This is a genomic window from Pseudorhodoferax sp. LjRoot39 (assembly GCF_964253035.1).
Classification (GTDB): domain Bacteria; phylum Pseudomonadota; class Gammaproteobacteria; order Burkholderiales; family Burkholderiaceae_C; genus Pseudorhodoferax.
On sequence record NZ_CAXUQL020000001.1, the window covers coordinates 1,745,118 to 1,770,495 of the forward strand.

General features: G+C 71.3%; 20 protein-coding genes. 7 read left to right on the plus strand and 13 right to left on the minus strand.

Features of this window, described 5'->3' with window-relative positions:
• Nucleotide 1: 1 nt before the first annotated feature.
• The 5 genes from ACSQ4M_RS08210 to ACSQ4M_RS08230 all read right to left on the minus strand — a co-directional run bounded on the left by ACSQ4M_RS08210 (nucleotide 2) and on the right by ACSQ4M_RS08230 (nucleotide 7,686).
• A complete protein-coding gene (locus tag ACSQ4M_RS08210; protein ID WP_436189092.1) occupies nucleotides 2-871 on the minus strand; it encodes an efflux RND transporter periplasmic adaptor subunit in 870 nt (289 codons plus the stop codon).
• A gap of 11 nt (nucleotides 872-882) precedes the next feature.
• Nucleotides 883-2,880, minus strand: coding sequence for a hypothetical protein (locus ACSQ4M_RS08215; protein ID WP_436189093.1), 1,998 nt, complete (start codon nucleotides 2,878-2,880; stop codon nucleotides 883-885).
• Between the two features lie 8 nt (nucleotides 2,881-2,888).
• Entirely contained in the window at nucleotides 2,889-5,063 is a 2,175-nt protein-coding gene (locus tag ACSQ4M_RS08220) for a hypothetical protein (RefSeq protein ID WP_436189094.1), read from the minus strand.
• Between the two features lie 6 nt (nucleotides 5,064-5,069).
• Complete coding sequence (locus ACSQ4M_RS08225) at nucleotides 5,070-6,971, minus strand: HlyD family efflux transporter periplasmic adaptor subunit (RefSeq protein WP_436189095.1); 1,902 nt, start codon at nucleotides 6,969-6,971, stop codon at nucleotides 5,070-5,072.
• 91 nt (nucleotides 6,972-7,062) lie between these two features.
• The gene (locus ACSQ4M_RS08230) at nucleotides 7,063-7,686 is read right to left on the minus strand and encodes a PEP-CTERM sorting domain-containing protein (protein ID WP_436189096.1); all 624 of its coding nucleotides are present in this window, start codon (nucleotides 7,684-7,686) and stop codon (nucleotides 7,063-7,065) included.
• Nucleotides 7,687-7,905: 219 nt separating this feature from the next.
• Here ACSQ4M_RS08230 and ACSQ4M_RS08235 point away from each other — a divergent pair, with 219 nt between their 5' ends.
• The 3 genes from ACSQ4M_RS08235 to ACSQ4M_RS08245 are packed head-to-tail and all read left to right on the plus strand — an operon-like array spanning nucleotide 7,906 to nucleotide 11,196.
• Complete coding sequence (locus tag ACSQ4M_RS08235; protein ID WP_436189097.1) at nucleotides 7,906-9,096, plus strand: M20 aminoacylase family protein; 1,191 nt, start codon at nucleotides 7,906-7,908, stop codon at nucleotides 9,094-9,096.
• Complete coding sequence (locus tag ACSQ4M_RS08240; protein WP_436189098.1) at nucleotides 9,093-10,181, plus strand: M14 family metallopeptidase; 1,089 nt, start codon at nucleotides 9,093-9,095, stop codon at nucleotides 10,179-10,181. Before ACSQ4M_RS08235 ends, ACSQ4M_RS08240 begins: the two co-directional genes overlap by 4 nt.
• Before the next feature lie 37 nt (nucleotides 10,182-10,218).
• Nucleotides 10,219-11,196 carry a LysR family transcriptional regulator gene (locus ACSQ4M_RS08245; protein ID WP_436189099.1) on the plus strand — a complete coding sequence of 326 codons (978 nt, stop codon included), beginning with the start codon at nucleotides 10,219-10,221 and terminating at the stop codon, nucleotides 11,194-11,196.
• Between the two features lie 145 nt (nucleotides 11,197-11,341).
• On the opposite strand, the gene ACSQ4M_RS08250 is transcribed toward ACSQ4M_RS08245, so the two are convergent.
• Nucleotides 11,342-13,069, minus strand: a complete 1,728-nt coding sequence (locus tag ACSQ4M_RS08250; protein ID WP_436189100.1) for an amidase — start codon at nucleotides 13,067-13,069, stop codon at nucleotides 11,342-11,344.
• A 159-nt stretch (nucleotides 13,070-13,228) separates the two neighbouring features.
• Here ACSQ4M_RS08250 and ACSQ4M_RS08255 point away from each other — a divergent pair, with 159 nt between their 5' ends.
• Nucleotides 13,229-13,588 (plus strand): ankyrin repeat domain-containing protein, encoded by a 360-nt coding sequence (locus ACSQ4M_RS08255; protein WP_436189101.1) that lies wholly within the window; start codon nucleotides 13,229-13,231, stop codon nucleotides 13,586-13,588.
• Between the two features lie 44 nt (nucleotides 13,589-13,632).
• Here the strand turns inward: ACSQ4M_RS08255 and ACSQ4M_RS08260 are convergent, their stop codons facing one another.
• The 5 genes from ACSQ4M_RS08260 to ACSQ4M_RS08280 form a co-directional block, all read right to left on the minus strand.
• On the minus strand, nucleotides 13,633-14,397 hold the full coding sequence (locus ACSQ4M_RS08260) for a type III pantothenate kinase (RefSeq protein ID WP_436189102.1): 765 nt from the start codon (nucleotides 14,395-14,397) through the stop codon (nucleotides 13,633-13,635).
• A 59-nt stretch (nucleotides 14,398-14,456) separates the two neighbouring features.
• Entirely contained in the window at nucleotides 14,457-15,884 is a 1,428-nt protein-coding gene (locus ACSQ4M_RS08265) for an amidase (protein ID WP_436189103.1), read from the minus strand.
• 28 nt (nucleotides 15,885-15,912) lie between these two features.
• The gene (locus ACSQ4M_RS08270) at nucleotides 15,913-16,881 is read right to left on the minus strand and encodes an AEC family transporter (RefSeq protein WP_436189104.1); all 969 of its coding nucleotides are present in this window, start codon (nucleotides 16,879-16,881) and stop codon (nucleotides 15,913-15,915) included.
• Nucleotides 16,882-16,913: 32 nt separating this feature from the next.
• Nucleotides 16,914-17,909, minus strand: coding sequence for a Bug family tripartite tricarboxylate transporter substrate binding protein (locus ACSQ4M_RS08275; RefSeq protein WP_436189105.1), 996 nt, complete (start codon nucleotides 17,907-17,909; stop codon nucleotides 16,914-16,916).
• Nucleotides 17,910-18,034: 125 nt separating this feature from the next.
• Entirely contained in the window at nucleotides 18,035-19,558 is a 1,524-nt protein-coding gene (locus tag ACSQ4M_RS08280; RefSeq protein WP_436189106.1) for a methyl-accepting chemotaxis protein, read from the minus strand.
• A 256-nt stretch (nucleotides 19,559-19,814) separates the two neighbouring features.
• Here ACSQ4M_RS08280 and ACSQ4M_RS08285 point away from each other — a divergent pair, with 256 nt between their 5' ends.
• From ACSQ4M_RS08285 to ACSQ4M_RS08295, 3 genes are read left to right on the plus strand one after another with little or no spacing between them, the layout of a single operon-like run.
• On the plus strand, nucleotides 19,815-21,884 hold the full coding sequence (locus tag ACSQ4M_RS08285; RefSeq protein ID WP_436189107.1) for an ATP-dependent helicase: 2,070 nt from the start codon (nucleotides 19,815-19,817) through the stop codon (nucleotides 21,882-21,884).
• Nucleotides 21,881-22,321 (plus strand): hypothetical protein, encoded by a 441-nt coding sequence (locus tag ACSQ4M_RS08290; RefSeq protein ID WP_436189108.1) that lies wholly within the window; start codon nucleotides 21,881-21,883, stop codon nucleotides 22,319-22,321. Before ACSQ4M_RS08285 ends, ACSQ4M_RS08290 begins: the two co-directional genes overlap by 4 nt.
• Before the next feature lie 35 nt (nucleotides 22,322-22,356).
• A complete protein-coding gene (locus ACSQ4M_RS08295; RefSeq protein ID WP_436189109.1) occupies nucleotides 22,357-23,562 on the plus strand; it encodes a phospholipase A in 1,206 nt (401 codons plus the stop codon).
• Here ACSQ4M_RS08295 and ACSQ4M_RS08300 read toward each other — a convergent pair.
• Complete coding sequence (locus ACSQ4M_RS08300; RefSeq protein ID WP_436189110.1) at nucleotides 23,531-23,992, minus strand: hypothetical protein; 462 nt, start codon at nucleotides 23,990-23,992, stop codon at nucleotides 23,531-23,533. The genes ACSQ4M_RS08295 and ACSQ4M_RS08300 overlap by 32 nt on opposite strands.
• Nucleotides 23,989-25,311, minus strand: coding sequence for a hemolysin family protein (locus tag ACSQ4M_RS08305; RefSeq protein WP_436189111.1), 1,323 nt, complete (start codon nucleotides 25,309-25,311; stop codon nucleotides 23,989-23,991). The genes ACSQ4M_RS08300 and ACSQ4M_RS08305 overlap by 4 nt, the downstream gene beginning before the upstream one ends.
• Between the last annotated feature and the right edge of the window lie 67 nt (nucleotides 25,312-25,378).

Sequence of the window (25,378 nt, forward strand, 5' to 3'; positions counted from 1 at the left end):
GTCAGCCCTTGCTCGGGTCGAAGCGGCGCTGCTCGCGCCGGGCCGGCGAGGCGGGAACGTCGGGCAGGTCGACGCGGCAGGCGATGCCGGCGGGGATCTCGGTCTGTGGGTTGGGCAGTTCCAGGCGCACGCCGAAGGTGCCGGAGGCCGCGTCCAGCACCTTGTCGACCACGCGCACGGTGCCGGCGGCGTTCACCTTGACGGGCAGCTCGGCGCGCACGGTGCCCTGCTGGCCCACGCGCACATGGGCGTAGGCCTCGGCCGGCAGCACGGCCTCCACGTAGAGCGTGGAGATCTCGGCAATGCGCAGCAGCGGCTTGCGCTGCTCGCCCGGATCGGCCAGTTCGCCCACGTGCACGTTGCGCTCGACCACCACGCCGGTGACGGGGCTGCGGATGGTGCGCAGGCGGATCTGTTCCTCGTTGCGGCGCACCTCGAGCTCGGCCAGGCGGCGGTTGTCGCGTGCGTCCAGCAGCTCGCTCTGCGCCAGCCGCATCTCGGTGCGGGACTCGTCGTGGTCCTGCTGCGAGACGTACTTCTGCGTGAGCAGTTCCTCGCGGCGCTTGAGCTTCTGGGTGGAGAACTCGAGCCGGCTCTCGCCGGTCTTGATCGCACCCTCCATGGTGGCCCGGTGGCGCGCGATGTCCAGCGCGGCGCGTTCCAGGCCGGAGTCCAGCGACACCAGCACCTGGCCGGCGCGCACCAGCTGGCCGCGCTCGGCCTCGACACGGTCCACCACGCCGGTGCTGGGGCTGCGCAGCTCGACCACCTTGCGCGGTTCGATCAGGCAGTTGAACTCGGCCGCCAGCGCGCCGTGGTGGGTGGCCCAGGCGGTGGCCAGCAGGGCCGTCAGGTGCAGGTGTCGGGTCATGGCAAAGCTCCTCATTCGGGGCGGCCGGCGAAGGCCAGCAGCCGGTCGTTGTCGCGTTCGTGGCCCAGGGTCTGGCGCCGCACGTCGGCGTGGTGGGCCTCGGCGCGGCGCTGGGCCCAGCGGCGCAGCGCGTGCGCGGCCCAGCCGGGCAGCCGGCCGCTGGCATCGGGGCGGCAGCGTGCGCGCACCCAGGCCTGCAAGGCCGTGGCGTGCGTGGTGAACAGCTCGTCCTCCAGCGCCACCAGGCTCTCGAAACTGCCGGGGTCGCCCTGGCGGCCCGAGCGGCCGTAGAGCTGGCGGTCGATGCGGGTGGAGTCGTGGAATTCGGTCAGCACCACGTGCAGGCCGCCCGCGCTGCGCACGGCGGCATCGAGGTGGATGTCGGTGCCGCGACCGGCCATGTTGGTGGCCACCGTGATGCGGCCGGGCGCACCGGCGCCGGCGATGATGGCGGCCTCTTGGGCGTCCTGCTTGGCGTTGAGCACGAGGTGCGCGGCGCCGGCCGCGGCCAGCAGCGCGCCGATGCGCTCGGACGCCGCCACCGAGCGCGTGCCGACCAGCACGGCGCGGCCCTTGGCCGCCTGTGCCAGCGCGGACTGCACGACGGCCGCGTCGCGCTGCGCGCCCTGCGCGAACAGCCGGGTGCCGAGGTCGCGCCGAAGGATGCGCCGGTGCGTGCCGATGCGCAGCACGTCCAGGCCCAGCACCGACTTGAGCTCGCCGGCGGTCTCGGTCACGGTGCCGCTCATGCCGCCCACGCGCAGGTAGCGGCGGAACAGGCGCTGGTAGGTGATGCGCGCCGTGGTGTGGCGGCGCGCCGTGATCTCCAGCGCCTCCTTGCGCTCCACCATCTGGTGCAGGCCGCTCTCCCAGCTGCGGTCTGCCATCACGCGGCCGGTGTACTCGTCGACGATCTGCACCTTGCCGTCGGCCACGATGTAGTGGCGGTCGCGCGTGTAGCAGTGCAGGGCCGACAGCGCCTGCTCGAGCACGCGCGTGCGCTCCACATCGGCGCGCGGCAGCGCGGCGTCCTGCAGCGCCAGCACCCAGGCGCGGCCGGCCTCGGTCAGCACCACATGGCGCTCGCGTTCGCGCAGCAGGAAGTGCGTGCGGGCCTGCAGCCGCGCGGCCTGGGCCAGCGCGGCGTCGTACTCGGGGATGCCGGCGCCGCCGGGCTTGGTGGCCGAGATGATCAGCGGCGTGCGCGCCTCGTCGATGAACACGCTGTCGGCCTCGTCGACGATGGCAAACCACAGGCCGCGCATCACGGCGCGCGGCGCGGCGCGGCCGGCCACCAGCGTGGCCACGGCGGCGCGCGCGCCAAGCTGGCCGCGCAGCACCTCGATGCGGTCGCGCAGGTAGTCGAAGGTCAGGTCCTTGTTGACGCAGTAGGCCACGTCGGCCAGGTAGGCCTCGCGCCGCGCGGGCGGCTCCTGGTCGGGCAGGACCTGGCCGACAGACAGGCCGAAGAAGGCGTAGACCGGCGTCATCTCCTCGGCGTCGCGCGCGGCCAGGTACTCGTTGACGGTGACCACGTGCACGGGCACGCCGGCCAGCGCCATGGTCACGGCCGGCAGCAGGGCCGTCAGCGTCTTGCCTTCGCCGGTGGCCATCTCGGCGATCACGCCTTCCAGGATGGCGCGCCCGCCCATCAGCTGCACCGGGAAGTGGCGCTTGCCGAGCTGGCGGCCGCTGACCTCGCGCACCAGCGCGAAGGCCGCCACCACATGGGCCTCGGCCAGGCCGTCGGCCCGCAGCGCAGCGCGCAGGGCCTGGGCGCGGGCCTGCAGCTGCTCAAGCGTCTCCGCCTGCAGCAATGCATCACTGGCCAGCACGCGGCGCGCGAAGGCGCGCACGCGCTGGCGCCGCAGCGGGCTCACCGCCGCCAGCAGCTGGCCGGCGGCGTAGAGCAGGGCCCGGTCCATGCCGTTCTGGCGGGCCTCGGCGCGTTCCACCCAGGGCGACGGGGCGAGGGTGGCGGCGGCAGGGGCCAGCGCGGCGCGCAGCATGGCAGGGCCTACAGCGTGAGCTTGGACAGCAGCAGCTGGCGCAGCCGGCGCCAGCCCTGCAGGCCCAGGGGTTCGTCGTCGAGCACGAAGCGCACGTGGGCGCGCTCGCCGATCCGCGCGTCCGCCACGCTGGCAGGCAGCGCCAGGTCGAACTGGAACACGCGGTTCAGCGCGCGCGGCTCCTCGTTCTGGCGCGGGTCCACGGCCACGGTGCCGCCGTGCTCGAGCGCCAGGGCCATCGAGGGCAGGCTGTTGTCGCCGCCCGGAACCTCGCGCACGACTTGCGCAGCCACGGTCTGGCCCAGGTCGCCGGCCAGCCGCACCTGGATGCGCTCGGGGCCGGCGCGCACGCCGTCGATGTCGTCCTGGGTGACGACCACGCGCACGGTGGGCGCGTCGTCGGTGCGCAGGTGGCCCACGTTCTCGCCCTTGCGCAGCCAGCGGCCGGGCAGGTCGGCGGCCAGCGGCAGCGCGAGTTGGCCGTCGCGCTGCGCCACCACGCGCAGGCCGGCATGCTTGCGCAGTGCGTGGGCGTGCTCGTCCTCGGCCTGGTGCAGCGCCGCGGTGGCCACGGCCAGTTCCACGCGCGCACCGGCGGCATCCACGCGCGTGCGGGTGGCGGCCAGCGCGGCCTGCCAGCGCGCGTGGGCCTGCTCCTCGCGCGCCTGGGCGGTCTCCAGGTCGCGCGCCAGCTGGTCGTTGGCCAGGGCCAGCACCAGCGCGCCTTCGCCGACCGCCTGGCCGGGCGCGCCGCGCACGGCCGCCACGAAGCCCGATTCCCCGGCCCGCAGCTGGGCCGATTCGGCCGGCCAGACCACGCCCTGGGCGTAGGTGCTGCGCGGCGCCGGGATGCCCAGCAGGCCCAGCGCGGCCAGGCCGACGACAGCCGCGGTGACCACGGCCGGGCGCAGCCGGCGGCCGACCAGGTCGGTGCCGGCCCAGAGCCAGCGCAGGCCCTTGAGCAGCGGCCAGACGAACTGCGTCAGCATGCCCCAGACGCCGATGGCCAGGCCCAGGTAGAGGTACTCCTGGCCCAGGAAGATGGCGATGCCCAGCGTGATCGACAGCCGGTAGCCCAGCGACAGCGGCGCGTAGGCGGTGAGCCACTTGCCCTCGCCGGCCACGCTCTCGGGCTGGCGTGCCTGCTCCAGGCCGAAGGCGTAGCGCTTGATGAGCCAGATCCAGAACGCGTTGCTGCGCTGCGCCAGGTTGGGCACCTCGATCGCATCGCACAGCACGAAGTAGCCGTCGAAGCGCAGCAGCGGGTTGCCGTTGAACAGCAGCGTGGACAGCCCGCCCAGCACCATCACGCTGAAGGCCAGCGAGCGCACCAGGCCGGGCTCCACCGTGAGCCAGACCCACAGCGCCAGCGCGGCCAGGAACAGCTCGGCCAGCATGCCGACACCGGCCACCAGTGCGCGCTGGCTGCGCCGCGGGAAGGCCGCGCTGCCCGAGGCGTCGACATAGGGCACGGGTGCGAACACCAGGAACATGAGGCCCATGTCGTGCACCTCCGCGCCGTGGCGGCGCGCGGCGTAGGCATGCGACATCTCGTGGATGAACTTCACGCCCGGGTAGACCACGGCCATGGTCAGCAGGCTGCTGGCCGACAGCAGCGCGTCGGAGGCGTTGCCGGCGATCTCGCCCCAGTTCTGCCAGGCCAGCACGCCGGCCGGCAACACCACGGCCAGCCACAGCAGCGCGCCCAGCGGGCCGAACAGCCAGGCGAAAAGGGGCAGCGTGCGCACGAGGAAGCTGTCGGGGTCCCACAGCCGAAAGCGCAGCGCCATCGGGTTCTTGAGGTTGCGCAGCCACTGCTGGCGCCGCTGGCGGTCGCGCCGGCGCAGCTGGTCGTCCATGTCGGGCATGGCGTCGGAGGCCAGCGCGTCGGCCTCGTGCAGTTGCGACAGCAGCTGGATCAGCTCGTCCTGCGGCGGCGCCTTCTCGCCCAGCGCGTCGACCGCGGCCTGCCACAGCTGCTCCACGGTGTGGTGGCCGTCCATGCGCGAGACCACGAACCAGGCCTCGGGCGTGAGCCGGTGGGTGCGCTGGTTGAGCGGGTCGAACAGCACGTACCATGCGGTGCCGCGGATGGTCTGGCGCTGGGCCCGCAGCTCGGGCGCCAGGCGCAGCCGCACCGCGGACACGCGGTACCAGTGCGCGGACTGGAATTCCTGGCCCATGGTGTGTCAGGGCAGGTAGCGCCACAGCGTGACGCGGATCCAGTCCACCAGCCGGCGCGTGGCGATCCACAGCAGCGTGCGCTCGCCGGCCTCGATCTTGCCCACGCCCTCCATGCCGGGGCGCAGGCGCTCGGGCGTGCCGACCAGGTCGGCCTCGACGCGGAACAGGTTGGCGCCTTCCTCGGCCGTGGCCACCGAGATCTGGCGCACCACGAAGGGCAGGCGCTCGGCCGCCATGCCCGAGAGCACCAGTGCGCCGTGCTGGCCGGGCACCACGTCGCGCACGTCGCGCTCGTCGACCTTGAGCACCACGCGGTAACCGGTCAGCGGCGCCAGCGTGAACAGCATCTTGCCCTGCTCGATCGGGCTGCCGATGGCCTGCGACCAGTCGCCGGCCACGAGCACGCCGTCGAACGGCGCCTCCACGCGCGTGCGCTGCATGCGCTGCGTGACCTGCTCGAGCTTGGCCAGCGTCTCGCCGACCTGGGCCGAGACCACGGCCGATTCGGCGCGGTTGTGGGCGGCCATGGCCTCGGCGAGCTTTTGCTCCTGCTGCGCGAGTTCGGCGCGCAGCCGGGCCTGCTCGATGGCCAGGTCGCGGTCGTCCAGCCGGGCCAGCAGCTCGCCGCGCGCCACGCGCTGGCCGGCGCGCACGGGGGCCTCTGCCACGAAGCCTTCGAAGGGGGCGGCCATCACGCGCTGCACCTCGCCTTCGAGCACGGCGCGGGCCGGCACGCGGTAGGCCGTGGGCACCAGGGCCACGGCGGCCAGCGCCGCCAGCAGCAGCGCGCCGCCGACCGCGAAGGCCGGCCGGCGCGGGTCGCGCAGTGCGGACCAGCCCTGGCGCAGCTGGGCCGGCACGGCGCCCGAGAACCAGCGCGAGGCATCCTGCAGCCGCGCGAGCAGCGGGGCCAGCACCACGGCGATGCCCTCGATCTGGGCCATGAAGGCCGGCGTGACCTGGGCCGCGGGCAGGTGCCAGACCACGGCGCCGACCGCGCGCGCGCCGGCCACGATGGGCACGGTCAGCACGCCGCCGGGCGCGTCGTCGGGGCCGGGCATGGCGGCGGCCACGTCGTGCTGGGCACGGTCCACGCGCTGCGGGTCGCCGTGCACGGGCGGCCAGGACAGGCTGCAGCGCTGCTCCACGGCCTCGGCCATGGCACGCTCGATGGCGGCGGCCTGCTGGCTCTTGCGGTCGAACCAGGCGGCGTGCGAGAGGGCCACCAGGCGCAGCCTGCCGCCCGGCGCCACCAGGCCGATGGCCACGCGCAGGCCGCCCACGGCCCGGGCCAGTTCGGCGGCCACGGCCAGGCAGGCGTCGTCCACCTGGTCGTACTGGGCGATCAGGGCCACCAGGTCGAGCCCGGCGCGCGCGCGTTGCAGTGCGGCCTGTTCTGCCTCGCGGCCGCGGCTGCGCGACAGGGCATCGAGCCAGCCGGCACCCCACTGCAGGTCGGTCACGGCGCGGGCGACGTCGACTTCGCCACCGCGGCGCGTCATGAACACCAGCGCGCCGATCAGGCGCTGGGCGCTGAAGAGGGGCGAGGCCACGACCACCTGGTCCTTGGGTGGCATCACGCGCTTGACGGCCGCCGGACCGGCGTCCTCGGGTGGCGGCAGCGGCAGCACCACATCGCGCCGGCTGTCCACGCAGGCCTGGGCGGCCTGCGCGTAGGGGCTCACATCGGCGATCTGCTCGGGCCACATGGCGCCGGGCACCAGCACGCCGGCCTCGTCCTCGACCAGCAGCAGCGCGCCGTCGACCTGCGGCAGCCGCGCCACGGCCAGGGCCAGCCACTGGCGCAGGAAGGCGCGCGCGTCGGAGGCGTCACCGAGCATGCGGTGCGTGGCCTCGTTCGCCGCGCCGGATGCCGTGGTGCTTGTAGAAGACGCAGCGAGGCCCATCGTGCTTCCCCTGGCAGGAGCCGAGAACGTGCCGCTGCGCGTCGGGGGCCCGAGGCCGCCGACACCAGCGACGAGGTTGCTGGAAGAAAGCTCAGGCGGCGGTTGCGGCGGCGGAGCGCCTGCGGCCCACCCATCCCAGGCCCAGGCCCAGGGCCGTCAGCGCGAGGCTGGCGGGTTCGGGCACGGTGTTGCCCTGCGTCACCTCGAAGGCGGGCGAGGCGGCTGCCACGAATTCGTAGGTGGGCGGGTCGCCATCGCGCAGCGCGAAGGGTGCGACCGTGATGCTGCCCTGGCCGCCCGCGCCCGCCTGCACCGTGAAGCTCAGGCTCAGGATCTCGGTCTTGCCGACCGGCACCGGCATGGAGGGGAAGGCGAGCAGCGAGATGTCGATGAAGGCCATGGACCCGCCCGAGGGGGTGGTCGCGCCAGGGGTGCCGAAGACCTCCGACGGGTCCAGCCACCCCGGAAAGAAGGCGCCGAGCACGGGTGTCTGGAGCAGCGCCGTGTCGAAGCTCACGCGCAGGTCGGCCGCGCAAAAGCCGCCTGAACACATGCCCGTGCCGAGGTCGGCATCGAACAGCCGGACCACCAGCGTGGAGCCGGCCGCATACGGGCCGCTGCCGTCCACCTCCACCGTCACCGGGGCCGCCTGGGAGAGGCCAGCGATGAACACCAGGCCGGCGGCAAGCCAGCGTTTCCAACGGTTCGCCAACATGAGATTCCTCCTCCTCCCGCTACCCGCTGTTCGCGTCGCGGCAATTTGCAAAAATTTGTTCTTGCGAAGCACTATGTCACACGGCAACACAAAAACAATCCCCCGGATTGCTTAAGTCATGCTTGTTTTGTGTCGTCTGTTTCAGCGCCCCGAGGTTTTCCGAGAGAGACGCCGCAACGCTAGACTGCAAAGCCCGCCACCCGACATGACGCCAGTCACATGAAGCTCATCGATTCCATCGTCGGCCAGGCCGCCGGCATCGCCGCCATCCGCCGCGACATCCACGCCCATCCCGAACTGTGCTTCGAGGAGGTCCGCACGGCCGACCTCGTGGCCGCCAGGCTCACGGAATGGGGCATCCCGATCCACCGCGGCATGGGCACGACCGGCGTGGTCGGCATCGTCAAGAACGGCAGCTCGTCCCGCGCCATCGGCCTGCGCGCCGACATCGACGCGCTGCCCATGCAGGAGTTCAACACCTTCGCCCATGCCAGCCAGCACCAGGGCAAGATGCACGCCTGCGGCCACGACGGCCACACCGCCATGCTGCTGGCGGCAGCCCAGCACCTGGCGAAGAACCGCCATTTCGACGGCACCGTCTACCTGATCTTCCAGCCGGCCGAAGAGGGCGGCGGCGGCGCGCGCGAGATGATCAAGGACGGCCTGTTCGAGCAGTTCCCCATGGAGGCCGTGTTCGGCATGCACAACTGGCCGGGCCTGCCGGTGGGCAGCTTCGCGGTCAGCGAAGGGCCGGTGATGGCGTCGAGCAACGAGTTCAAGATCACCATCCGCGGCAAGGGCAGCCATGCCGCGCTGCCGCACATGGGCACCGACCCCGTGCCGATCGCCTGCCAGATGGTGCAGGCCTTCCAGACCATCATCAGCCGCAACAAGAAGCCGGTGGACGCGGGTGTGATCTCGGTCACGATGGTGCATGCCGGCGAGGCCACCAACGTGGTGCCCGACAGCTGCGAGCTGCAGGGCACGGTGCGCACCTTCACGCTGGAGGTGCTGGACCTCATCGAGGAGCGCATGCGGGCCATCGCGCAGAACATCTGCGCGGCCTTCGACGCGCAGTGCGAATTCGAGTTCGACCGCAACTACCCGCCCACCGTGAACCACCCGGCCGAGACGGCGTTCGCGCGCGAAGTCATGGCCGGCATCGTCGGCGCCGAGAACGTGCGCCCGCAGGAGCCCACCATGGGCGCGGAGGACTTCGCCTACATGCTGCAGGCCCGGCCCGGTGCCTACTGCTTCATCGGCAACGGCGATGGCGCGCACCGCGACATCGGCCACGGCGGCGGCCCCTGCACCATCCACAACCCCAGCTACGACTTCAACGACGAGCTGATCCCGCTGGGCGCAAGCTACTGGGTGCGGCTGGCCGAGCAGTGGCTCGCGCGGCCGTGATCGGCGTCGCGCAGGCCTTCTCGTCCAGCTACCGCGCTGCGCGCGTCCAGTTCCTGGAGGGCGCGGCCCGCGCCGGCATGGCGATCCACTCGCTGGCCCACCCTCTGCCCGGCCGCGAAGGCGAGACGCTGGCGCTGGACACGGCGCGCGATGGCCCGCCGGACGCCGAGCGGCTGCTCGTCGTCACCAGTGCCTGCCACGGCGTCGAAGGCCATTGCGGCAGCGGCGTGCAGGTGTTCGCGCTGCACGACGAAGAGTGGCGTGCCAAGGCCCATGCGGCCGGCGTGGCCGTGTTGTACGTGCATGCGCTGAACCCTTACGGCTTCTCCTGGACGCGCCGCGTGACGCACGAGAACGTGGACCTGAACCGCAACTTCCAGGATTTCGCGCAGCCGTTGCCGGACAACAGCGCCTATGCCGAGGTGCACGGCCTCATGCTGCCGCCCGAGTGGCCGCCGACGCAGGCCAACCGGGCCGCCGTGGCCGCCTACGTGGCCCGGCACGGCGCGGCCGCGCTGCAGGCGGCCGTGACGCAGGGGCAGCATGGCTTCGCCGACGGCCTGTTCTACGGCGGCGTGGAGCCCACCTGGAGCAACCTGGCCTGGCGCGCCGTGCTGCGCCGCGAGGCCGGCCGCGCGCGCCGGCTGGCCTGGATCGACCTGCACACGGGCCTGGGGCCTTCGGGCATCGGCGAACGCATCTTCGCCTGCCGCGACGATGCCGCCGCGCTCGCGCGGGCACGGGCCTGGTGGGGCGCGGGCGTGACCTCGATCTACGACGGCTCCTCGACTTCGGCCTTCCTGACCGGCATGGCCTTCAACGCCGTGTACGAGGAATGCCCGCAGGCCGAGTACACGGGCCTGGCGCTGGAGTACGGCACCGTGCCCTTCGAGGAGGTCATCGAGGCCTTGCGCGGCGACCATTGGCTGCACCGGCACCCGCAGGCGCCACCCGCGCTGGCACAGACCATCCGCGCACGCCTGCTGGCGGCCTTCTACACCGACACCGACGCCTGGAAAGGCCAGGTCATCAGCCAGGCGCGCCAGGCCATGTTCCAGGCGGTGGACGGCCTGGCCGCGGCTTGACATGAAACGAAACAAACCGAAACCCGGCTGAGATTCCATGTCGGTTGCTGCGGCGCACCATGCGCCCATGGACCGACTCAAAGCCCTTGAAATCTTCGCCGCCGTGGCCGAGCGCAACAGCTTCACGCGGGCCGCGGCCGCGCTGGACCTGTCCACGCCCGTGGTCACGCGGGCCGTGCAGGAACTGGAGCAGAGCCTGGGCCTGCGCCTGTTGCAGCGCTCCACGCGGCGCGTGGCGCTGACGCGCGAGGGCGAGGCCGCGCTGGCGCGGGCGCGTGGCGTGATCGGCGCCTACGAGGCCCTCATGCGGAGCAGCCGCCAGCATGGCGCCGAGGTGGCGGGCGACATCCGCTTCTCGGCCCCGGCCTCGTTCGGCGCGGCCCGGCTGGCGCCGCTGCTGGCCGACTTCATGGCCCAGCACCCGCAGGTGCGCATCGACCTCGTGCTCGGCGATGCGCTGGAGTCCATGGAAGACGGTGGCGTGGATCTGGCGCTGCGCATCGCCCAGGTGCTGCCCGCGCATCTGGTGGCGCGCCGCATCGGCGAGGTGCCCATGGGCGTCTACGCCGCGCCCGCCTACCTGCGCGCGCGGGGCCTGCCGCGCGACCCGGGCGAACTGGCCGGCCACGACTGCGTGGTGCACAGCGGCGCGGGTGCCAGCCAGGCCTGGCAGTTCAGCCATCCGGTCACGCAGGAGCGCACGCAGCCGGTGCTGCGCCAGGCCTTGCGCGCCAACCATGTGGAGGCGCTGATGGCCGCCGCGCTGCTGGGCCAGGGCCTGGCCGTGCTGCCGCGCGTGCTGGCCGACCCGGCCGTGGCGCGCGGCGAACTGCAGGTGGTGCTGGCGGCCTGGGATTGCCCGGCTCCGGGCATCTTCCTGGTCTACCGCGAGCGCCTGCACCAGCCGCTGCGTGTGCGCAAGCTGATCGAGCACCTGGCCCAGGCCTTCGAGAACGGCGCTGGCGGGCCCTTGCGGCTGCGCGAGCCGGCCCAGGCCGCGGCGCTGCTGCATTAGGGCTGCACGGACGGCTTGCTGCACCAGCATCCACGTACAGGCCGGTACGGCCCAGCGGACGGGGCAGCGCATCGCGGTTTCTTGGGGAATTGAAGCCGCGAGCGCAGCGATTGCGCGCGCCGGTGCGGCGCCGGCGCCGCGTGGGCTACTTCGTCAGCTCGGGTGCCAGCGGGCTCGGCACGCGTGCGCTGGCCACCGCCTCCCAGCCGGCGCCCAGGCGGAACAGCGTGGGCTCGGCGAAGGCCCGGCCGATCATCTCGAAGGTCACCGGCTCCACGGAGGGCGAGGCCGCCGTCGCCTTGACGAAGCCGGCCGGGAAGGCCAGCGCGGGGAAGCCCGTGAACGGGCTCAGGCGGTTGTTGCTGCCCGCGTTGACGCTGGTGCTGTTGAAGCCCTGCAGTACCGGGTAGACCAGCACGTCGTAGGCCGCGCCCTTGACCGTGCCGGTGGCGAAGTCCTTGTTGTCCAGCGTGGCCTGCACGCGCGGGATCACGAACTCGTCGCGCGGCTTCAGGTTGTTCTGGTAGACGGGGTTGGCTTCCTTGTTGGTGCCCAGGGTCACGTAGTTGGCAAAGTTCGCCGAACGCGTGGGTTCGAGCACGGCCATGCCGGCCGCCACCTCCTCGGTGGTGCGCGGGTGGCCGTCGGCGCTGGACGACCAGCTGCCCAGGTAGGCCGTCAGGTCGTCGCGGAACTCGTAGCTCGACAGGCTGGCATACGCGGTGAGGATCGTGCTGCGGTCGGCGATCTCCACGTCCTCCACCGTCGCGCCGGCCGCGCGCATCGTGTCGAGCGCGGCATTCAGCGTGTCGATGAACAACTGGTTGGCCGCGGTCGGCGCCGGGAACATGGCCCGCACCACGCCGATGCGCGCACCCTTGAGTCCATCGGCCTTCAAGGCAGCGGTGTAGCTCGCAGGCCGCGCCGTCATGGCGTCGTAGGCGGCGGCGCTGGCGACCAGCGGTGCATCCCAGGCCTTGGCGGTGCGCTGGCCGCTGGTCTTGGCGGCATCGAAGCCGGCCATGGCATCCATGGTCAGCGCACAGTCGGGCAGCGAGCGGCACAGCGGGCCACCGGTGTCCTGGCCATGGGCCAGCGGCACGATGCCGTCCTGGCTCACCAGGCGCAGCGTCGGGCGCAGGCCGTACAGGCCTTCCACGGCCGAGGGAACGCGCACCGAGCCGCCGGTGTCCGTGCCCAGGCCGACCATCGCCAGGCTGGCCGCGATCGAGGTGCCGGTGCCCGACGACGAACCGCCCGCACTGTTGGCGGGAACGTAGGCGTTCTTGGTCTTGCCGCCGACCGAGGAGCTACCGGTGAAGCCGAAGGCGAACTCGTCCATGTTGGCCTTGCCGATGATGATGCCGCCGGCGTCGCGGATCTTCTTCACGACGTAGGCGTCGTCCGGCGGCTGGTTGTTCTTGAGCACCAGCGAGCCGGCCGTGGTCTTCATGTCGTAGGTGTCGTAGTTGTCCTTGGCCAGCACCGTCACGCAATGCATGGGGCCAGCCATGTCGCCGGTGGAGAAAAAGGCGCGGTCCAGCGCGTCGGCGCGCGCCAGCGCATCGGGGTTGACGGCGATCACGCTGTGCAGCGCGGGGCTGTCGGGGTAGGCCGCGCTGGCTTCGGCGTCGAAGGCCGCGATGCGGGCCAGGTAGCCTTGCACCACGTCGCGGCAGGAGACATCGCCGTTGCGCATGGCGGCGTGGAAGCCTTCCACCGTGGCTTCGACCAGCGGGAACGGTTTGCGGTCGGGCTTGAGGGTCACGCCGTCGTCGCCGCCGCCGCAGGCCACCAGCACGGCACAGGCCACGACGGAGGAGGAGAACTGCAGGACGCGGCGGCGTGCCGTCGAAAGGGTCGCTTGGGGCATGGAGAACAATGGCATGGAATGAACGAACACGCAGACCCCGAGCAAGTAGCGGGCCATGCCGAAGGCCGGATTTGCACAGGCTTGGTGCCGCCGTGGTGGCATGTCTTTTGCACGAAGCCGGGCACGCTTTTGTTCTACGCTTGTGCCTCCACCCTCTCCATGACTTCATCCGCGAAACAACTGATCCTGGGCGCCGCCTTGAGCCTGGCCTGTGCCTACGCACCGCTGGCCGGTGCACAGGGCGCGAATGCAGCGTCCATCGTCCAGGCGGCCGGCGCCGGGCAACCGGACCAGGTCAGCGCTTTGCTGGCCCAGGGCGTGAGCCCCGATGCGCGCGACGCCAACGGCCGCACCGCCCTGATGGCCGCGGCCAGCGCCGGGCACTACGAAACCGTGCGCCGCCTGCTGATCGGAGGTGCCGACAAGAGCCTGCGAGACAAGCAAGGCAAGACCGCGCTGGATCTGGCCCGCGAGAACAGGCACCTCGACCTGGTGGCGCTGATGCAGGAGGCGTCCTGAAAGGGCGGGCCTGGCGCGAAGAGGGCTCGTCTTGAGCCCTGCGCTCAGCCGAAGCGCGCCTGCCCCAGCTCCAGCAGCCCGTCGAAGATCAGGTTGTCGACGAGTTCGAAGGGCCGCGTCATGTGCGGCGCCATCTTCCAGCCGGCACCGCCGGTCATGATGCAGGCCGGCTCCTCGCCGGCGTGCTGCTGCAGGTGCTGGACCATGCGCTCGACCGCGCCCGCGATGGCATAGGTGCCGCCGCTGGTCAGCGCGTCGCTGGTGTTGGTGGGAAAGTCGCGCACGTCGCCCGTGGGCACGTGCAGGCCGGCCGTGCCGGACTCCAGCGCGCGCAGCATGATGCCGTGGCCGGGCAGGATCAGACCGCCCAGGAAGGTGCCTTCGATGTCCACGGCTTCCACCGTCACGGCCGTGCCGACCATCACCACCACCATGGGGCGCGGCCCGTCGCGGCGCAGCACGCGGTGGCGCGCGCCGACCATGGCGACCCAGCGGTCCGTGCCCAGGCGCGTGGGGTGGTCGTAGCCGTTGCGCAGGCCGGCCTCCTCGCTGTTGGAGACGACCCATTGCGGTGCCACGTCCCACAGCTCCATCTGTTCCTCGGCGCGGCGCTTGAGCGCGTCGCCCGCCACCTGGCAGCCCAGCATGTGCTTGGGCTCGCTCAGCGCGGACCAGGGGCCGTCGCCGAGCTTGTCGATGTTCTCCAGGAATTCCGCGCCGTGCGCGAGCAGTCGGGCACCCGGGGCGGGCGCGTCGTACTGTGCCCACTTGAGGCGGGTGTTGCCGATGTCGATCGCGAGAAATGTCATTGCCGTCCCCTCCCTGCCGCGCGCCGCGCGCGTGCACGGGGCGCATTATCACGATGTGTCTACAGCAGGGGTGTCAGGTCCGGGCGCGGGATGGGGTGCATGCTCTCGTAGGCGCGCGCGGCCCGCAGCACCATGGCGTCGCCGAACATCGGGCCGACGATCTGCAGGCCGATCGGCAGGCCGTCGCTGGTGAGGCCGCAGGGGATGGAGCAGGCCGGCTGCTGCGTGAGGTTGAACGGGTAGCTGAACGGCGACCAGCCCAGCATGCTCTGCGCATCCATGGGCCGGTGGCCGGCCGGCAGTGCGTCGAAGGCGGGGATGGAGACGGCCGGTGTCAGCAGCAGGTCGTAGCCGCCCATGAACTGGCGCATGTGCGAACCCAGCGCGCCGCGGCGCATGTGCAGGTCCTGCACGTCCAGCGTGGACAGGCGCGAACCCAGCTGCGCCTGGGCCGCGAAGTCCGGGTCGGTCAGCGCCTGCTGGGCCGGCGTGAGGCCGCTCCAGACCTGCCATGCGCCCAGGAACCACAGGCCGGCGGAGATGTCCAGCGGGTCGGCGAAGCCGGGGTCGATCTGCTCGACCAGCGCGCCCATGGCGACGAAGGCCTCGGCCGCGCGCAGCGTGGCGGCCGCCACTTCGGGGTGCACGTCCTGGGCATAGCCCAGCGTGGGCGACCAGGCCACGCGCAGGCCGCGCACGCCGTCGTTGAGGCCCACCAGGTAGTCGCGGCTGTCGAAGGGCAGGGACGTCCAATCGCGCGCATCGGGCTGTTTGATCACGTTCATGACCATGGCCGCGTCGAGCACGCTCATGGTGTGCGGGCCCAGGTGCGCCACCGTGCCGAACGGCGACAGCGGCCAGGCCGGCACGCGGCCGAAGCTGGGCTTCAAGCCGAAGGTGCCGCACAGCGCGGCCGGGTTGCGGATCGAGCCCGCACCGTCGGTGCCGATGGCGATCGGCGCCATGCCGGCGGCCACGGCCGCGGCCGCGCCGCCCGAGGAGCCGCCCGTGGTCTTGGCCGCATTCCAGGGGTTGCGCGTGAGGCCGGTCAGCGGCGAATTGGTCTCGCACTTGCAGCCGAACTCGGGCGTGGCGGTCTTGCCCACGATCACGGCACCGGCCGCGCGCAGCCGGGCCGCCACGGGGGCGTCCACCTCCCAGGGCTGGTCGGCGGCGATGGTGGCGCTGCCGCGCCGGGTCGGCATGCCCTGGGTGAGGATCAGGTCCTTGATCGACACCGGCACGCCGTCCAGCGGGCCGATGGGCGTGCCCTGCTGCCAGCGCTGGGTGCTGGCGCGGGCGGCCTGGGCCGCGCCCTCGGGGTCGAGGTGGCAGAAGGCCTTGAGCGTGCCGTCCACGCGGTCCATGCGGCCGAACACGGCGCTGGCCACTTCCAGCGGCGAGGCCTGGCCGGTGCGGTAGAGCTGCACCAGCTCGTGGGCGGCGCAGTCGGCAAGGGCGTACTGGTCGGTGCGGTGCGTGGGCATGTGGACTCCTGGTGAAGGAACACGGGGTTCAGCGCAGCAGCGCGACCGCCGCCGAGAAACTGAAGAAGGCTGCGGCCGTGGACCACAGGATGATGCGCGCGATGCGGCCGTTGTTCGCACCGAAGCGCTCGGCCAGCAGCGAGACGTTGCTGGCGCTGGGCAGGGCCGCGGCCAGCACCATGGCGGACAGCGCGAACGGCGTGATCGGCAGGCCCAGCGCCATGGCGCCCATGCCGACGCCCCACACCAGCAGCGGGTGCGCGAACAGCTTGAGCAGCACGACCGGCAGCACCTCGCGCCAGGGCACGGGGCGGTGCTGTTCGTGGTCGTGAAGGGCCAGCATCTGCGAGCGTGCCAGCACGGCGCCGATGGTGAACAGCGCCACCGGCGAAGCCGCGGCGGCCAGCAGCGCGATGGTGGCGTCCAGCGGCTGCCACAACCGCACGCCGAAGGCCTGGCAGGCCATGCCCAGCACGATGGACCAGGGCATGGGGTTGCGCGCCACGCCCTGCAGGGCCCGAGCGAGCGCCTGGCGTGCGCCGGCGGCACCGGCGGCGTCCAGCCGCGACAGCGCCACGCACAGCGAGGTGGTCAGCAGCAGGTCGACCACCAGCGTCAGCATCACCGGGCCGGCCGCGCTGGCGCCCAGCAGGGCCACCAGCAGCGGCACGCCCATGAAGCCGCTGTTGGGAAAGGCGGCCACCAGGGCACCGAGGGCCGCATCGTTCCAGCCCAGGCGGCGCCGGTCGGCCACCACCACGCCGATCACCAGCACCCCGGCGCACAGCGTGTAGACGGCCGCCAGCACCGGGTCCAGCAGCAGCGCCAGCGGCGTGCTCGCGCCGAAGCGGTACAGCATGCAGGGCAGGGCGAAGAACAGCACGAAGCCGTTCAGTCCCGGGATCGCGTCCAGCGGCAGCATGCGCCGCCTCGCTGCGACGTAGCCGGCCAGGATCAGCGCGAAGAAGGGGAAGGTGACGGAGAGGATGGCGAGCACGGGGCGCGATTGTCACAGCCCCGTGCCGGCCTTCAATCCAGCCGTGCGCCGGAGTCGGCGACGAGCTTCTCCCAGATCGGCAGATCCTTCCTGTAGACGGCCTCGAAGTCGCGCACGCCGTTGGCGGCGGTCTCGAAGCCCATGGCCGTGATGCGCGTGCGGATTTCCTCCAGCTGGCCGATGGCCTGCACCTCGCGCGCGACGCGCTCGACGAGTTCGCGCGGCGTGCCCGCCGGTGCGGCCATGCCGATGAAGCCGACGACGCTGTACACGTCGTCGCGCATGCCCTGCTCCAGCAGTGTGGGCACATCGGGCAGCACGCTCATGCGGCGCGTGCCGGTGACGCCGACGATGCGCAGCCGGCCGGTCTCGGCATGCGGCTTCACGCCCAGTGCGCTGGCGTAGGCCAGTTGCACCTGGCCGCCGATCAGGTCCTGCAGCATCGGCGCCTCGCCCTTGTAGGCCACGTGCACCATCTCGGCCTTCTGCACGCGGCTCATGTGCGCGCCGGCGAGGTGGGCGTGCGAACCCACGCCGTAGGAGCCGTAGGACACCTTGCCCTGGTTGGCGGCGATGTAGGCCAGCAGCTCGGGGCCGGTCTTCACAGGCAGGCTGGGGTGCACGGCCAGCGTGATCGGCGCGGCGGCAAGCTGCGAGACCAGGGCCAGCTCCTTGCGCGGGTCGTAGGGCAGCTTGGTGTAAAGGAACTGGTTCGTCAGCATGGAGGTGCTCAGCGAGACCAGCAGCGTGTAGCCGTCGGGCGCGGCCTTGGCCACGGTGTCCGTGCCCAGGATGCCGCCGGCGCCGGCCTTGTTGTCGATCAGCACGGGCTGGCCCAGCCGCTGCGCGAGCTTCTCGCCGAACACGCGGCCGATCACGTCGGTGGCACCGCCGGCCTGGTAGGGCACGACCACGCGGATCGGCTTGGCCGGATAGGCCTGGGCACGGGCGGCGGGCAGGGCGATGGCACCGGCGGTGCCGGCACACAGGGTGAGCAGTTGGCGGCGGCTGAACGCGGAACGGGGCATGCGGGTGGGTCTCCTGAAGGGTTGGAAGAATGGTTCCGCGGCATTCTTCATGGCCTTCTGCAGCCCGCCATCGGGGTTTGCGGGGGCGCCAGTCCCACCGGCGACACCCGGCGGAACCATCCGGCTCAACCGGGTGCTGGCAGGCGCGGCGCAACCTCGGACAGCCGGAACACGGCCATGGCCTGGACCAGCTTGTGCGCCTGCTGGCTCAGGCTGGCGGCGGCCGCGGCGCTCTGCTCGACCAGCGCGGCGTTCTGCTGTGTCGCCGCGTCCATGCGGCCCACGGCATCGCCGACCTGGGCCACACCGGTGCTCTGCTGGGCGCTGGCGCTGCTGATCTCGCCCATGATGTCGGTCACGCGCCGAATCGCCACCACCACCTCCTGCATGGTGCTGCCGGCCTGGTCGACCAGGGCCGAGCCCTGTTCCACGCGCTGCACGCTGGCCGAGATCAGCTGCTTGATCTCGCGCGCCGCGTCGGCCGAGCGGCTGGCCAGGCCGCGCACCTCGCTGGCCACCACCGCGAAACCGCGGCCCTGCTCGCCGGCGCGGGCGGCCTCCACGGCCGCGTTCAAAGCCAGGATGTTGGTCTGGAACGCGATGGAATCGATCACGCTGATGATGTCCACGACCTTGCGCGAGCTGTCGTTGATGCCCTGCATGGTGCGCACCACCTCGGCCACGACATTGCCGCCGCGCAGCGCGATGTTGCTGGCCCCCTGGGCCAGGTCGTTGGCCTGGCGTGCGCTCTCGGCGTTCTGCAGTACGGTGGAGCTGAGCTGGGCGACGGAGGACGCGGTCTGCTGCAGCACGCCGGCCTGCTCCTCGGTGCGCTGGCTCAGGTCGGCGTTGCCATGGGCGATCTCGGCGCTGGCCGACGCCACGCCCTCGGCGGTGCTGCGCACACCGGCCACCACGCTGCCCAGCGCGCCCTGCATGTCACGCAGCGCCGCCAGCAGCGGCGAGAACTCGTCGCGGGCCTGGTCCGCAGCGGCGACGGCCAGGTTGCCGTCGCGCACCTGCTCGGCCATCTGCTGCGACATGGCGACGCGTCGGCGCAGCACCGCGCCGACGTACCAGGCGAACAGCGCCAGGCTCAGCATGGTCGCGGCGACCAGGGTGACGACGGCATGCCGGGTCTGCGTGGCCTGCTGGCGGATCGTGGCCAGATCGCTGCGCAGCATCTGCTCCTGGGACTTGACCGTCTCGGCGATGGCCCCCAGCAGCATGTTGCGTGCGGGGATCGTTGCATCGACCAGGTGGGCAAATGCCTGTGCCATGTTCCCGGCCTGGATCAGCGCGATGTTGGCCTCGCCGATCTGCCAGAAGCGCTGGACCATGGGCAGCAGCTTGGCGAACTGCTGGCGTTCGGCGTCGCCCGCAATCGCTTTTTCGTAGTCGGCCAGCGTTTGGTCGAGCAGCTTGCGCTTCGTGCCCACATCGGCGAGCGCCGTCGCCAGTTCCTCGGGCGAGCGCGACAGCATGGCGTGGCGCAGTTGCAGCGACACGCGGGTGACGTTGAGCTCCAGCGCGGCCATGCGCTGCAACTGCGGCACGCGCAGCTGTTCGGTGGCGTCTGACAGCCGCGCTGCGATGGACAGCGCCGCATGCGTATACCAGGCCACGCCGCCGAGCGCTGCGATCAACACACAAGTAGCGATATACAAACGTTTGGCGATTCCAACGCGTGAAAGCAATGTCATGGCAACTCCTGGGGTGAATGCAAAGGCGGCGCGGGTACTTGATGAAACTAGCTTGTGTCCATCCCGCGTCGGACGCCGCCGACAGTGGTCCGTCGCCAAGGCGCTACCGCCGGTCGCGCCGCGGTCCTGCGGTGCCAGCCGGTGGGCTTTGTATGATCCCGCGGCCCGGGCGCCTGTCCGCGCGGTCTTCTACTCCATCCCCATGTCGTCCGGTCTCAACGTCGCCCAGCAGGAAGCTGTCAATTACATGCACGGCCCCTGCCTCGTGCTGGCGGGCGCCGGCTCGGGCAAGACGCGTGTGATCACGGCCAAGATCGCCCGGCTGATCCAGGCCGGCGTGGCGGCCAAGAGCGTGGCCGCCATCACCTTCACGAACAAGGCCGCGGCCGAGATGCGCGAGCGCGCCAAGGGCCTGATCGGCAAGCCGGCCAAGGACGTGGTGATCTGCACCTTCCACGCGCTGGGCGTGCGCCTGGTGCGCGAGGACGGCCACCGCGTGGGCCTGAAGGCGCAGTTCAGCATCCTGGACAGCGACGACGTGACCTCCATCCTCAAGGATGCCGGCGGCACCACCGACGCCGCCACCGCGCGCCAGTGGCAGTGGACCATCAGCAAGTGGAAGAACATGGGCCTGTCGTCGGCCCAGGCCGAGGAGGTGGCCGTGGACGACAACGAGCGCATCATCGCGCGCATCATGGCGCGCTACGAGGAGCGCCTCACGGCCTACCAGAGCGTGGACTTCGACGACCTGATCGGCCTGCCGCTGCGCCTGCTGCGCGACTTCGAGGAGGTGCGCGAGAAGTGGCAGCGCGTGCTGGGCCATGTGCTGGTCGACGAATACCAGGACACCAATGCCACGCAGTACGAGGTCTTGAAGCTGCTGGTCGGCGAGCGCGCGCGCTTCACGGCCGTGGGCGACGACGACCAGTCCATCTACGGCTGGCGCGGCGCCACGCTGGACAACCTGAAGCGCCTGCCGGTCGACTACCCGAACCTCAAGGTCATCAAGCTGGAGCAGAACTACCGCTCCACGAGCGCCATCCTGCGCGCGGCCAACAACGTGATCGGCCCCAACCCCAAGCTGTTCCCCAAGACCCTGTTCTCCGAGCTCGGCGAGGGCGAGCCCGTGCGCATCATCGATGCCGACAGCGAGGAGCACGAGGCCGAGCGCGTGGTCGCGCGCATCCAGTCTCTGCGCGCCAACTCGGTGCACAAGGACTTCCGGCACTTCGCCGTGCTGTACCGCGCCAACCACCAGGCCAAGCCCTTCGAGAAGGCGCTGCGCAAGGCGCAGATCCCGTACAAGGTCTCGGGCGGCCAGAGCTTCTTCGACCGCGCCGAGATCAAGGACCTGTGCTCCTGGTTCCGGCTGTGGATCAACAACAACGACGACCCGGCCTTCCTGCGCGCCGTGACCGTGCCCAAGCGCGGCATCGGCCACCAGACGCTGGGGCAACTGGGCGTGTACGCCACGCAGTACAAGCTCTCGCTGTTCGAGTCGCTGTTCTCGTCCTCGCTGGCCAGCCTGCTGCCGCGCCGCGGCCACGAGAGCCTGACCGAGTTCGGCCGCTACGTGAACGACCTGGAGTACCGCGCGCGGCAGACCATGGGCGCCGAGGCGGCCCGCGCCTTCATGCTGGAGTGGCTGAAAGAGATCGGCTATGAGCAGCACCTCTACGACAACGAGGAGAGCGAGTCCGCTGCCGCGACGCGCTGGTCCAACGTGATGGACTTCGTGGACTGGATGTCGGGCCGCTGCGGCGGGCAGATCGACGACACGGCCGGCGTCTCCACGCAGTCCGAGATCAAGTCGCTCATGGAGGTCGCGCAGACCATCTCGCTCTTGTCCACCATGAGCGAGCGCCAGCAGGACCAGGACCTGGTCACGCTGTCCACGCTGCACGCCTCCAAGGGCCTGGAGTGGCCGCACGTGGTGATGGTGGGCGTCAACGAGGGCATGCTGCCCTTCAAGCTCGACGACGACGACGGCCGCCAGCAGGTCGTCAGCGACGAGACCGCGCAGCGCCTGCAGGAGGAGCGCCGCCTCATGTACGTGGGCATCACGCGCGCCCAGCGCACGCTGGCCGTGAGCTGGACGCGCAAGCGCAAGAAGGGCCGCGACCTGGTGCCGGCCAAGCCGAGCCGCTTCATCGCCGAGATGGGGCTGGACAAGACCACGGTGAAGGAAGACCCGCGCGAGAAGCTGCGCCAGCTGCGCGCGGAGTTCGCGGCCAGGAAGGCGGCTGGCGCGGCGCCGGAGAAGAGCGCATGAGGGCCGCGCTGAGCGGCTGCCTGGCGGGCTTCACGTTGCTGCTGGCCGGCCTGGCCCAGGCCCAGGGTGCGGATGCCGCGCCGGCCTGCCCTGCGCCGTACGAGATGCGCGCCCTGAACCTCTACGGCGCCTGGCGCGCGCAATGGCAAAACAGCGACGCACCCGCTGCGACGCTGCAGCTGGAGCGCCATCCCGAGCTGGGCGACAGCGTGCGTGGCCGCGTCGAGCGCGACGGCATCGCGGCCTTGCTGGCCGGCGACGTGAACGACGGCGACCTCACGCTCGAAGAGTCGCGCGACGGCAAACGCATCTCGGCCAACTGGATCGGCCGCGTCGTGGAAGGCTCCTGCGGCAAGGAGATCCGCGGCACCTGGACCGATGCCGACACCGACGCCAAACGCGATTTCGTGCTGCGCCGCCAGTCCGGCTGGCAATGACCCCTCTTTCTTCTTTCCGCTCCAAAGGATTCCCGATGCCCGGCCTTCCCACTCTGTTGCGGCCCACGCCGTTCGCTGCCCTGTTGTTGAGCCTGGGAGGGATGCCGGGGGCGCAGGCGCAGACCGGACCGGTGCCGAGCTGGCAGACCTGCGCGGCTCAGGCCGGCGACGACGCCGCGCGGCTGCGCTGCTTCGACGACTGGGCGCGCCAGCAGCAGGCCGAGGCCGCCGCCGTCAACGCCAGGGCGGCTGCCAACGTGCCCAAGGACGGCCCCACCATCAACAAGCCCGAGAGCACAGGCGCCACGGCCACCACGGCCGTGGCCAGTACCGCCGTGCCGACGGCCGCGCCCGAGGCACCGGTGGTGCCGCGCTGCCACGACACGCGTTTTTCCACGCTGTCGCGCATCTGGGAGCTGGAGTCCGGCACCGACTGTGGCGAGTTCAGCCTGCGCGGCTACCGGCCCATCACGCTGTCGCTGGCGCAGTCCAGCAGCGTGAACCGCACGCCCGGCACGCCCAACCCCGAGAACCAGTCCGATGAGACCAACGAATTCCGCCGCACCGAGGCGCGCATCCAGCTGTCAGTGCGGACCAAGGTGGCGCAGGGCCTGCTCACGCCGCGCGAAGGCCATGCGGTGGACTCGCTGTGGTTCGCCTACTCGCAGCAGTCGTTCTGGCAGGTGTTCACGCCGCAGCTGTCGCGCCCCTTCCGCGCCACCGACCACGAACCCGAGCTGATCTACACCTATCCCAGCTACTTCGAGTTCGGCAGCTGGCGCCTGCGCTACACGGGCCTGGGCCTGGTGCACCAGTCCAACGGCCAGAGCCTGCCGCTGTCGCGCAGCTGGAACCGCGTGTACCTGATGGCCGGCATGGAGAGCAAGGACGAGCGCTTCCGCTTGACGGGCCGCGTCTGGCACCGCTTCCACGAGAAGGCCGAGAGCGACGACAACCCGGACATCACCGACTACATCGGCCGCGCCGAGATCACGGGCGGCTGGACGCTGTCCAGCCGGGACAACCTCTCGCTCACGGTGCGCCACCCGCTCAAGTCCAATGGCAAGGGCTCGGCGCGCTTCGAGTGGTCGCACGCGCTGGGCCCGCAGGGCGAGGGCGGCTGGTTGCGCAGCGGCCTGCGCCTGCACACCCAGGTCTTCCACGGCTACGGCGACAGCCTGATCGACTACAACGTGCGCAAGACCGTGTTCAGCGTGGGTCTGAGCCTGATGGACTTCTGAGCTCGTCGGCTTCGGCGCAGCGCCGTTGCAGCTGCTGCAGCAGCGAGCGTGTCTGCACCCAGTCGACCCAGCGGCCGCCCTGCTGGACGACGGCGGGCGCATCGTCGCCGCGGGTCTGGCCGCGGGCATAGACCAGCACCTCGTGGTCGGGCGCGTCCTCGTCGGTCAGCCGGGTGGTGATCTCGGCGCCGTCCAGTGGCACGCGCAGCGCGTCGTCGTTGTCGGCCTGCACCTCCAGCACGCAGCCCGGCTGCAGGGCATGGCGGTAGCGGGCGCGCAGATGGGAGCGCGCGCCGACCTGGTCCAGCGTCTGCAGCAGTTGCGGCACGCTCATCGCCGATTCGTCGAGCAGCGCGGCATCCTCGGTCGGGTAGGCGTCGCAGCCGGCCAGCAAGCCTGCGGTGGCCAGCACCGCCAGGACTGGCCTCAAGCGTGGGTCTCCTCGTTGCCGTCCGGCTCCACAGGATCGGGCAGGCGCTGGGCCAGCACCTTGTCGATGGTGCGCCCGTCCATGTCGACGATCTCCAGCTTCCAGCCTTCCCACTCGGCGGTGTCGGCCACGTTCGGCAACCGGCCCGACAGCAGCATCAGCATGCCCGCCAGCGTGTGGTAGCGGCCGCGCTCTTCCTCGGGCACGCTGGACAGGCCCAGGCGGTCCTTGAGTTCGGGCACCGGGATGTGGCCGTCCAGCAGCCAGCTGCCGTCCTCGCGTTGCACGGCCCAGGAGGTCTGCGGGTCGCGCGGCTGGAATTCGCCGGTGATGGCCTCGATCAGGTCCTGCAGCGTGACGATGCCCTGCACCTCGCCGTACTCGTCGATGACGAAGGCCATCTGCATGTCGCTGGAGCGGAAGTTGTCCAGCAGCTCCATGCCGGTCAGCGTCTCGGGCACGTACAGCGGCTGCGTCAGGGTCTGGGTCGACAGGTCGCGCTGGTCTTCGCGCAGCGCGCGCGACAGCCACTGCCGCGCGTTCAGGATGCCCAGCACGTTGTCCAGCCCGCCGCGCACCACCGGGAAGCGCGCGTGGTCGCTCTCCTCGATGCGCTGCAGGTTCTCCTCGAAGGGCAGGTCGGCGTCCAGCGTGACCACGTCGCTGCGCGGCACCATCAGCGAGACGATCTGGCGGTCGTCCAGGCGGAACACGTTGCGCACCATGTCGTGCTCGTGCGACTCGATCACGCCGGCGGTCGTGCCCTCGGCCAGCATGGCGTGGATTTCCTCGGCCGTGATGGGGTTGGGGTTGCCGTCCTTCACGCCCAGCACGCGCAGCAGGAAGTGCGTGGAGATGGTCAGCAGCTTGACGAAGGGCTTGGTGGCCGTGGCCAGCCAGTTGATGGGCCGCGCCACCAGGCGGGCCAGGGTTTCCGGATGCGTCTGTCCCAGCCGCTTGGGCACCAGTTCGCCGGCGACGATGGAGACGTAGGTGATCAGCACCACCACCAGGGCGGTGGCGGCGTAGCCGCTGGAAGAGGCCGGCACGCCCATTTCGGTCAGCCGGTCGGCCAGCGGCGCGGCCAGCGCGGCCTCGCCGACGATGCCGTTCAGCACGCCGATGGAGGTGATGCCGATCTGGATGGTGGACAGGAAGCGCGTCGGATCCTCGCCGAGCTTGATGGCGGCGGTAGCCGCCGGGTCGCCTTCATCGACGAGCTTTTGCAGGCGCGCGCGGCGCGCCGTGACCAGCGCGATCTCCGACATCGCGAACAGGCCGTTGAGCAAGACCAAGGCCAGTAAAACAAGTATTTCCACAGAGCACCCAAAGGGTAAGACAAGAGGTTGGCACCGCCGCGACGGCGACGGGCTGGGCCAGGCTGGC

Coding starts and splice junctions, on each gene's coding strand:
- ACSQ4M_RS08245 (WP_436189099.1), top strand. CDS start 10,219: ATGTCGGTTGCTGCGGCGCACCATGCGCCCATGGACCGACTCAAAGCC.
- ACSQ4M_RS08295 (WP_436189109.1), top strand. CDS start 22,357: ATGCCCGGCCTTCCCACTCTGTTGCGGCCCACGCCGTTCGCTGCCCTG.
- ACSQ4M_RS08235 (WP_436189097.1), top strand. CDS start 7,906: ATGAAGCTCATCGATTCCATCGTCGGCCAGGCCGCCGGCATCGCCGCC.
- ACSQ4M_RS08285 (WP_436189107.1), top strand. CDS start 19,815: ATGTCGTCCGGTCTCAACGTCGCCCAGCAGGAAGCTGTCAATTACATG.
- ACSQ4M_RS08215 (WP_436189093.1), bottom strand. CDS start 2,880: ATGCTGCGCGCCGCGCTGGCCCCTGCCGCCGCCACCCTCGCCCCGTCG.
- ACSQ4M_RS08225 (WP_436189095.1), bottom strand. CDS start 6,971: ATGGGCCTCGCTGCGTCTTCTACAAGCACCACGGCATCCGGCGCGGCG.
- ACSQ4M_RS08275 (WP_436189105.1), bottom strand. CDS start 17,909: ATGCCCCGTTCCGCGTTCAGCCGCCGCCAACTGCTCACCCTGTGTGCC.
- ACSQ4M_RS08265 (WP_436189103.1), bottom strand. CDS start 15,884: ATGCCCACGCACCGCACCGACCAGTACGCCCTTGCCGACTGCGCCGCC.
- ACSQ4M_RS08230 (WP_436189096.1), bottom strand. CDS start 7,686: ATGTTGGCGAACCGTTGGAAACGCTGGCTTGCCGCCGGCCTGGTGTTC.
- ACSQ4M_RS08255 (WP_436189101.1), top strand. CDS start 13,229: ATGACTTCATCCGCGAAACAACTGATCCTGGGCGCCGCCTTGAGCCTG.
- ACSQ4M_RS08220 (WP_436189094.1), bottom strand. CDS start 5,063: ATGGGCCAGGAATTCCAGTCCGCGCACTGGTACCGCGTGTCCGCGGTG.
- ACSQ4M_RS08260 (WP_436189102.1), bottom strand. CDS start 14,397: ATGACATTTCTCGCGATCGACATCGGCAACACCCGCCTCAAGTGGGCA.
- ACSQ4M_RS08250 (WP_436189100.1), bottom strand. CDS start 13,069: ATGCCCCAAGCGACCCTTTCGACGGCACGCCGCCGCGTCCTGCAGTTC.
- ACSQ4M_RS08210 (WP_436189092.1), bottom strand. CDS start 871: ATGACCCGACACCTGCACCTGACGGCCCTGCTGGCCACCGCCTGGGCC.
- ACSQ4M_RS08290 (WP_436189108.1), top strand. CDS start 21,881: ATGAGGGCCGCGCTGAGCGGCTGCCTGGCGGGCTTCACGTTGCTGCTG.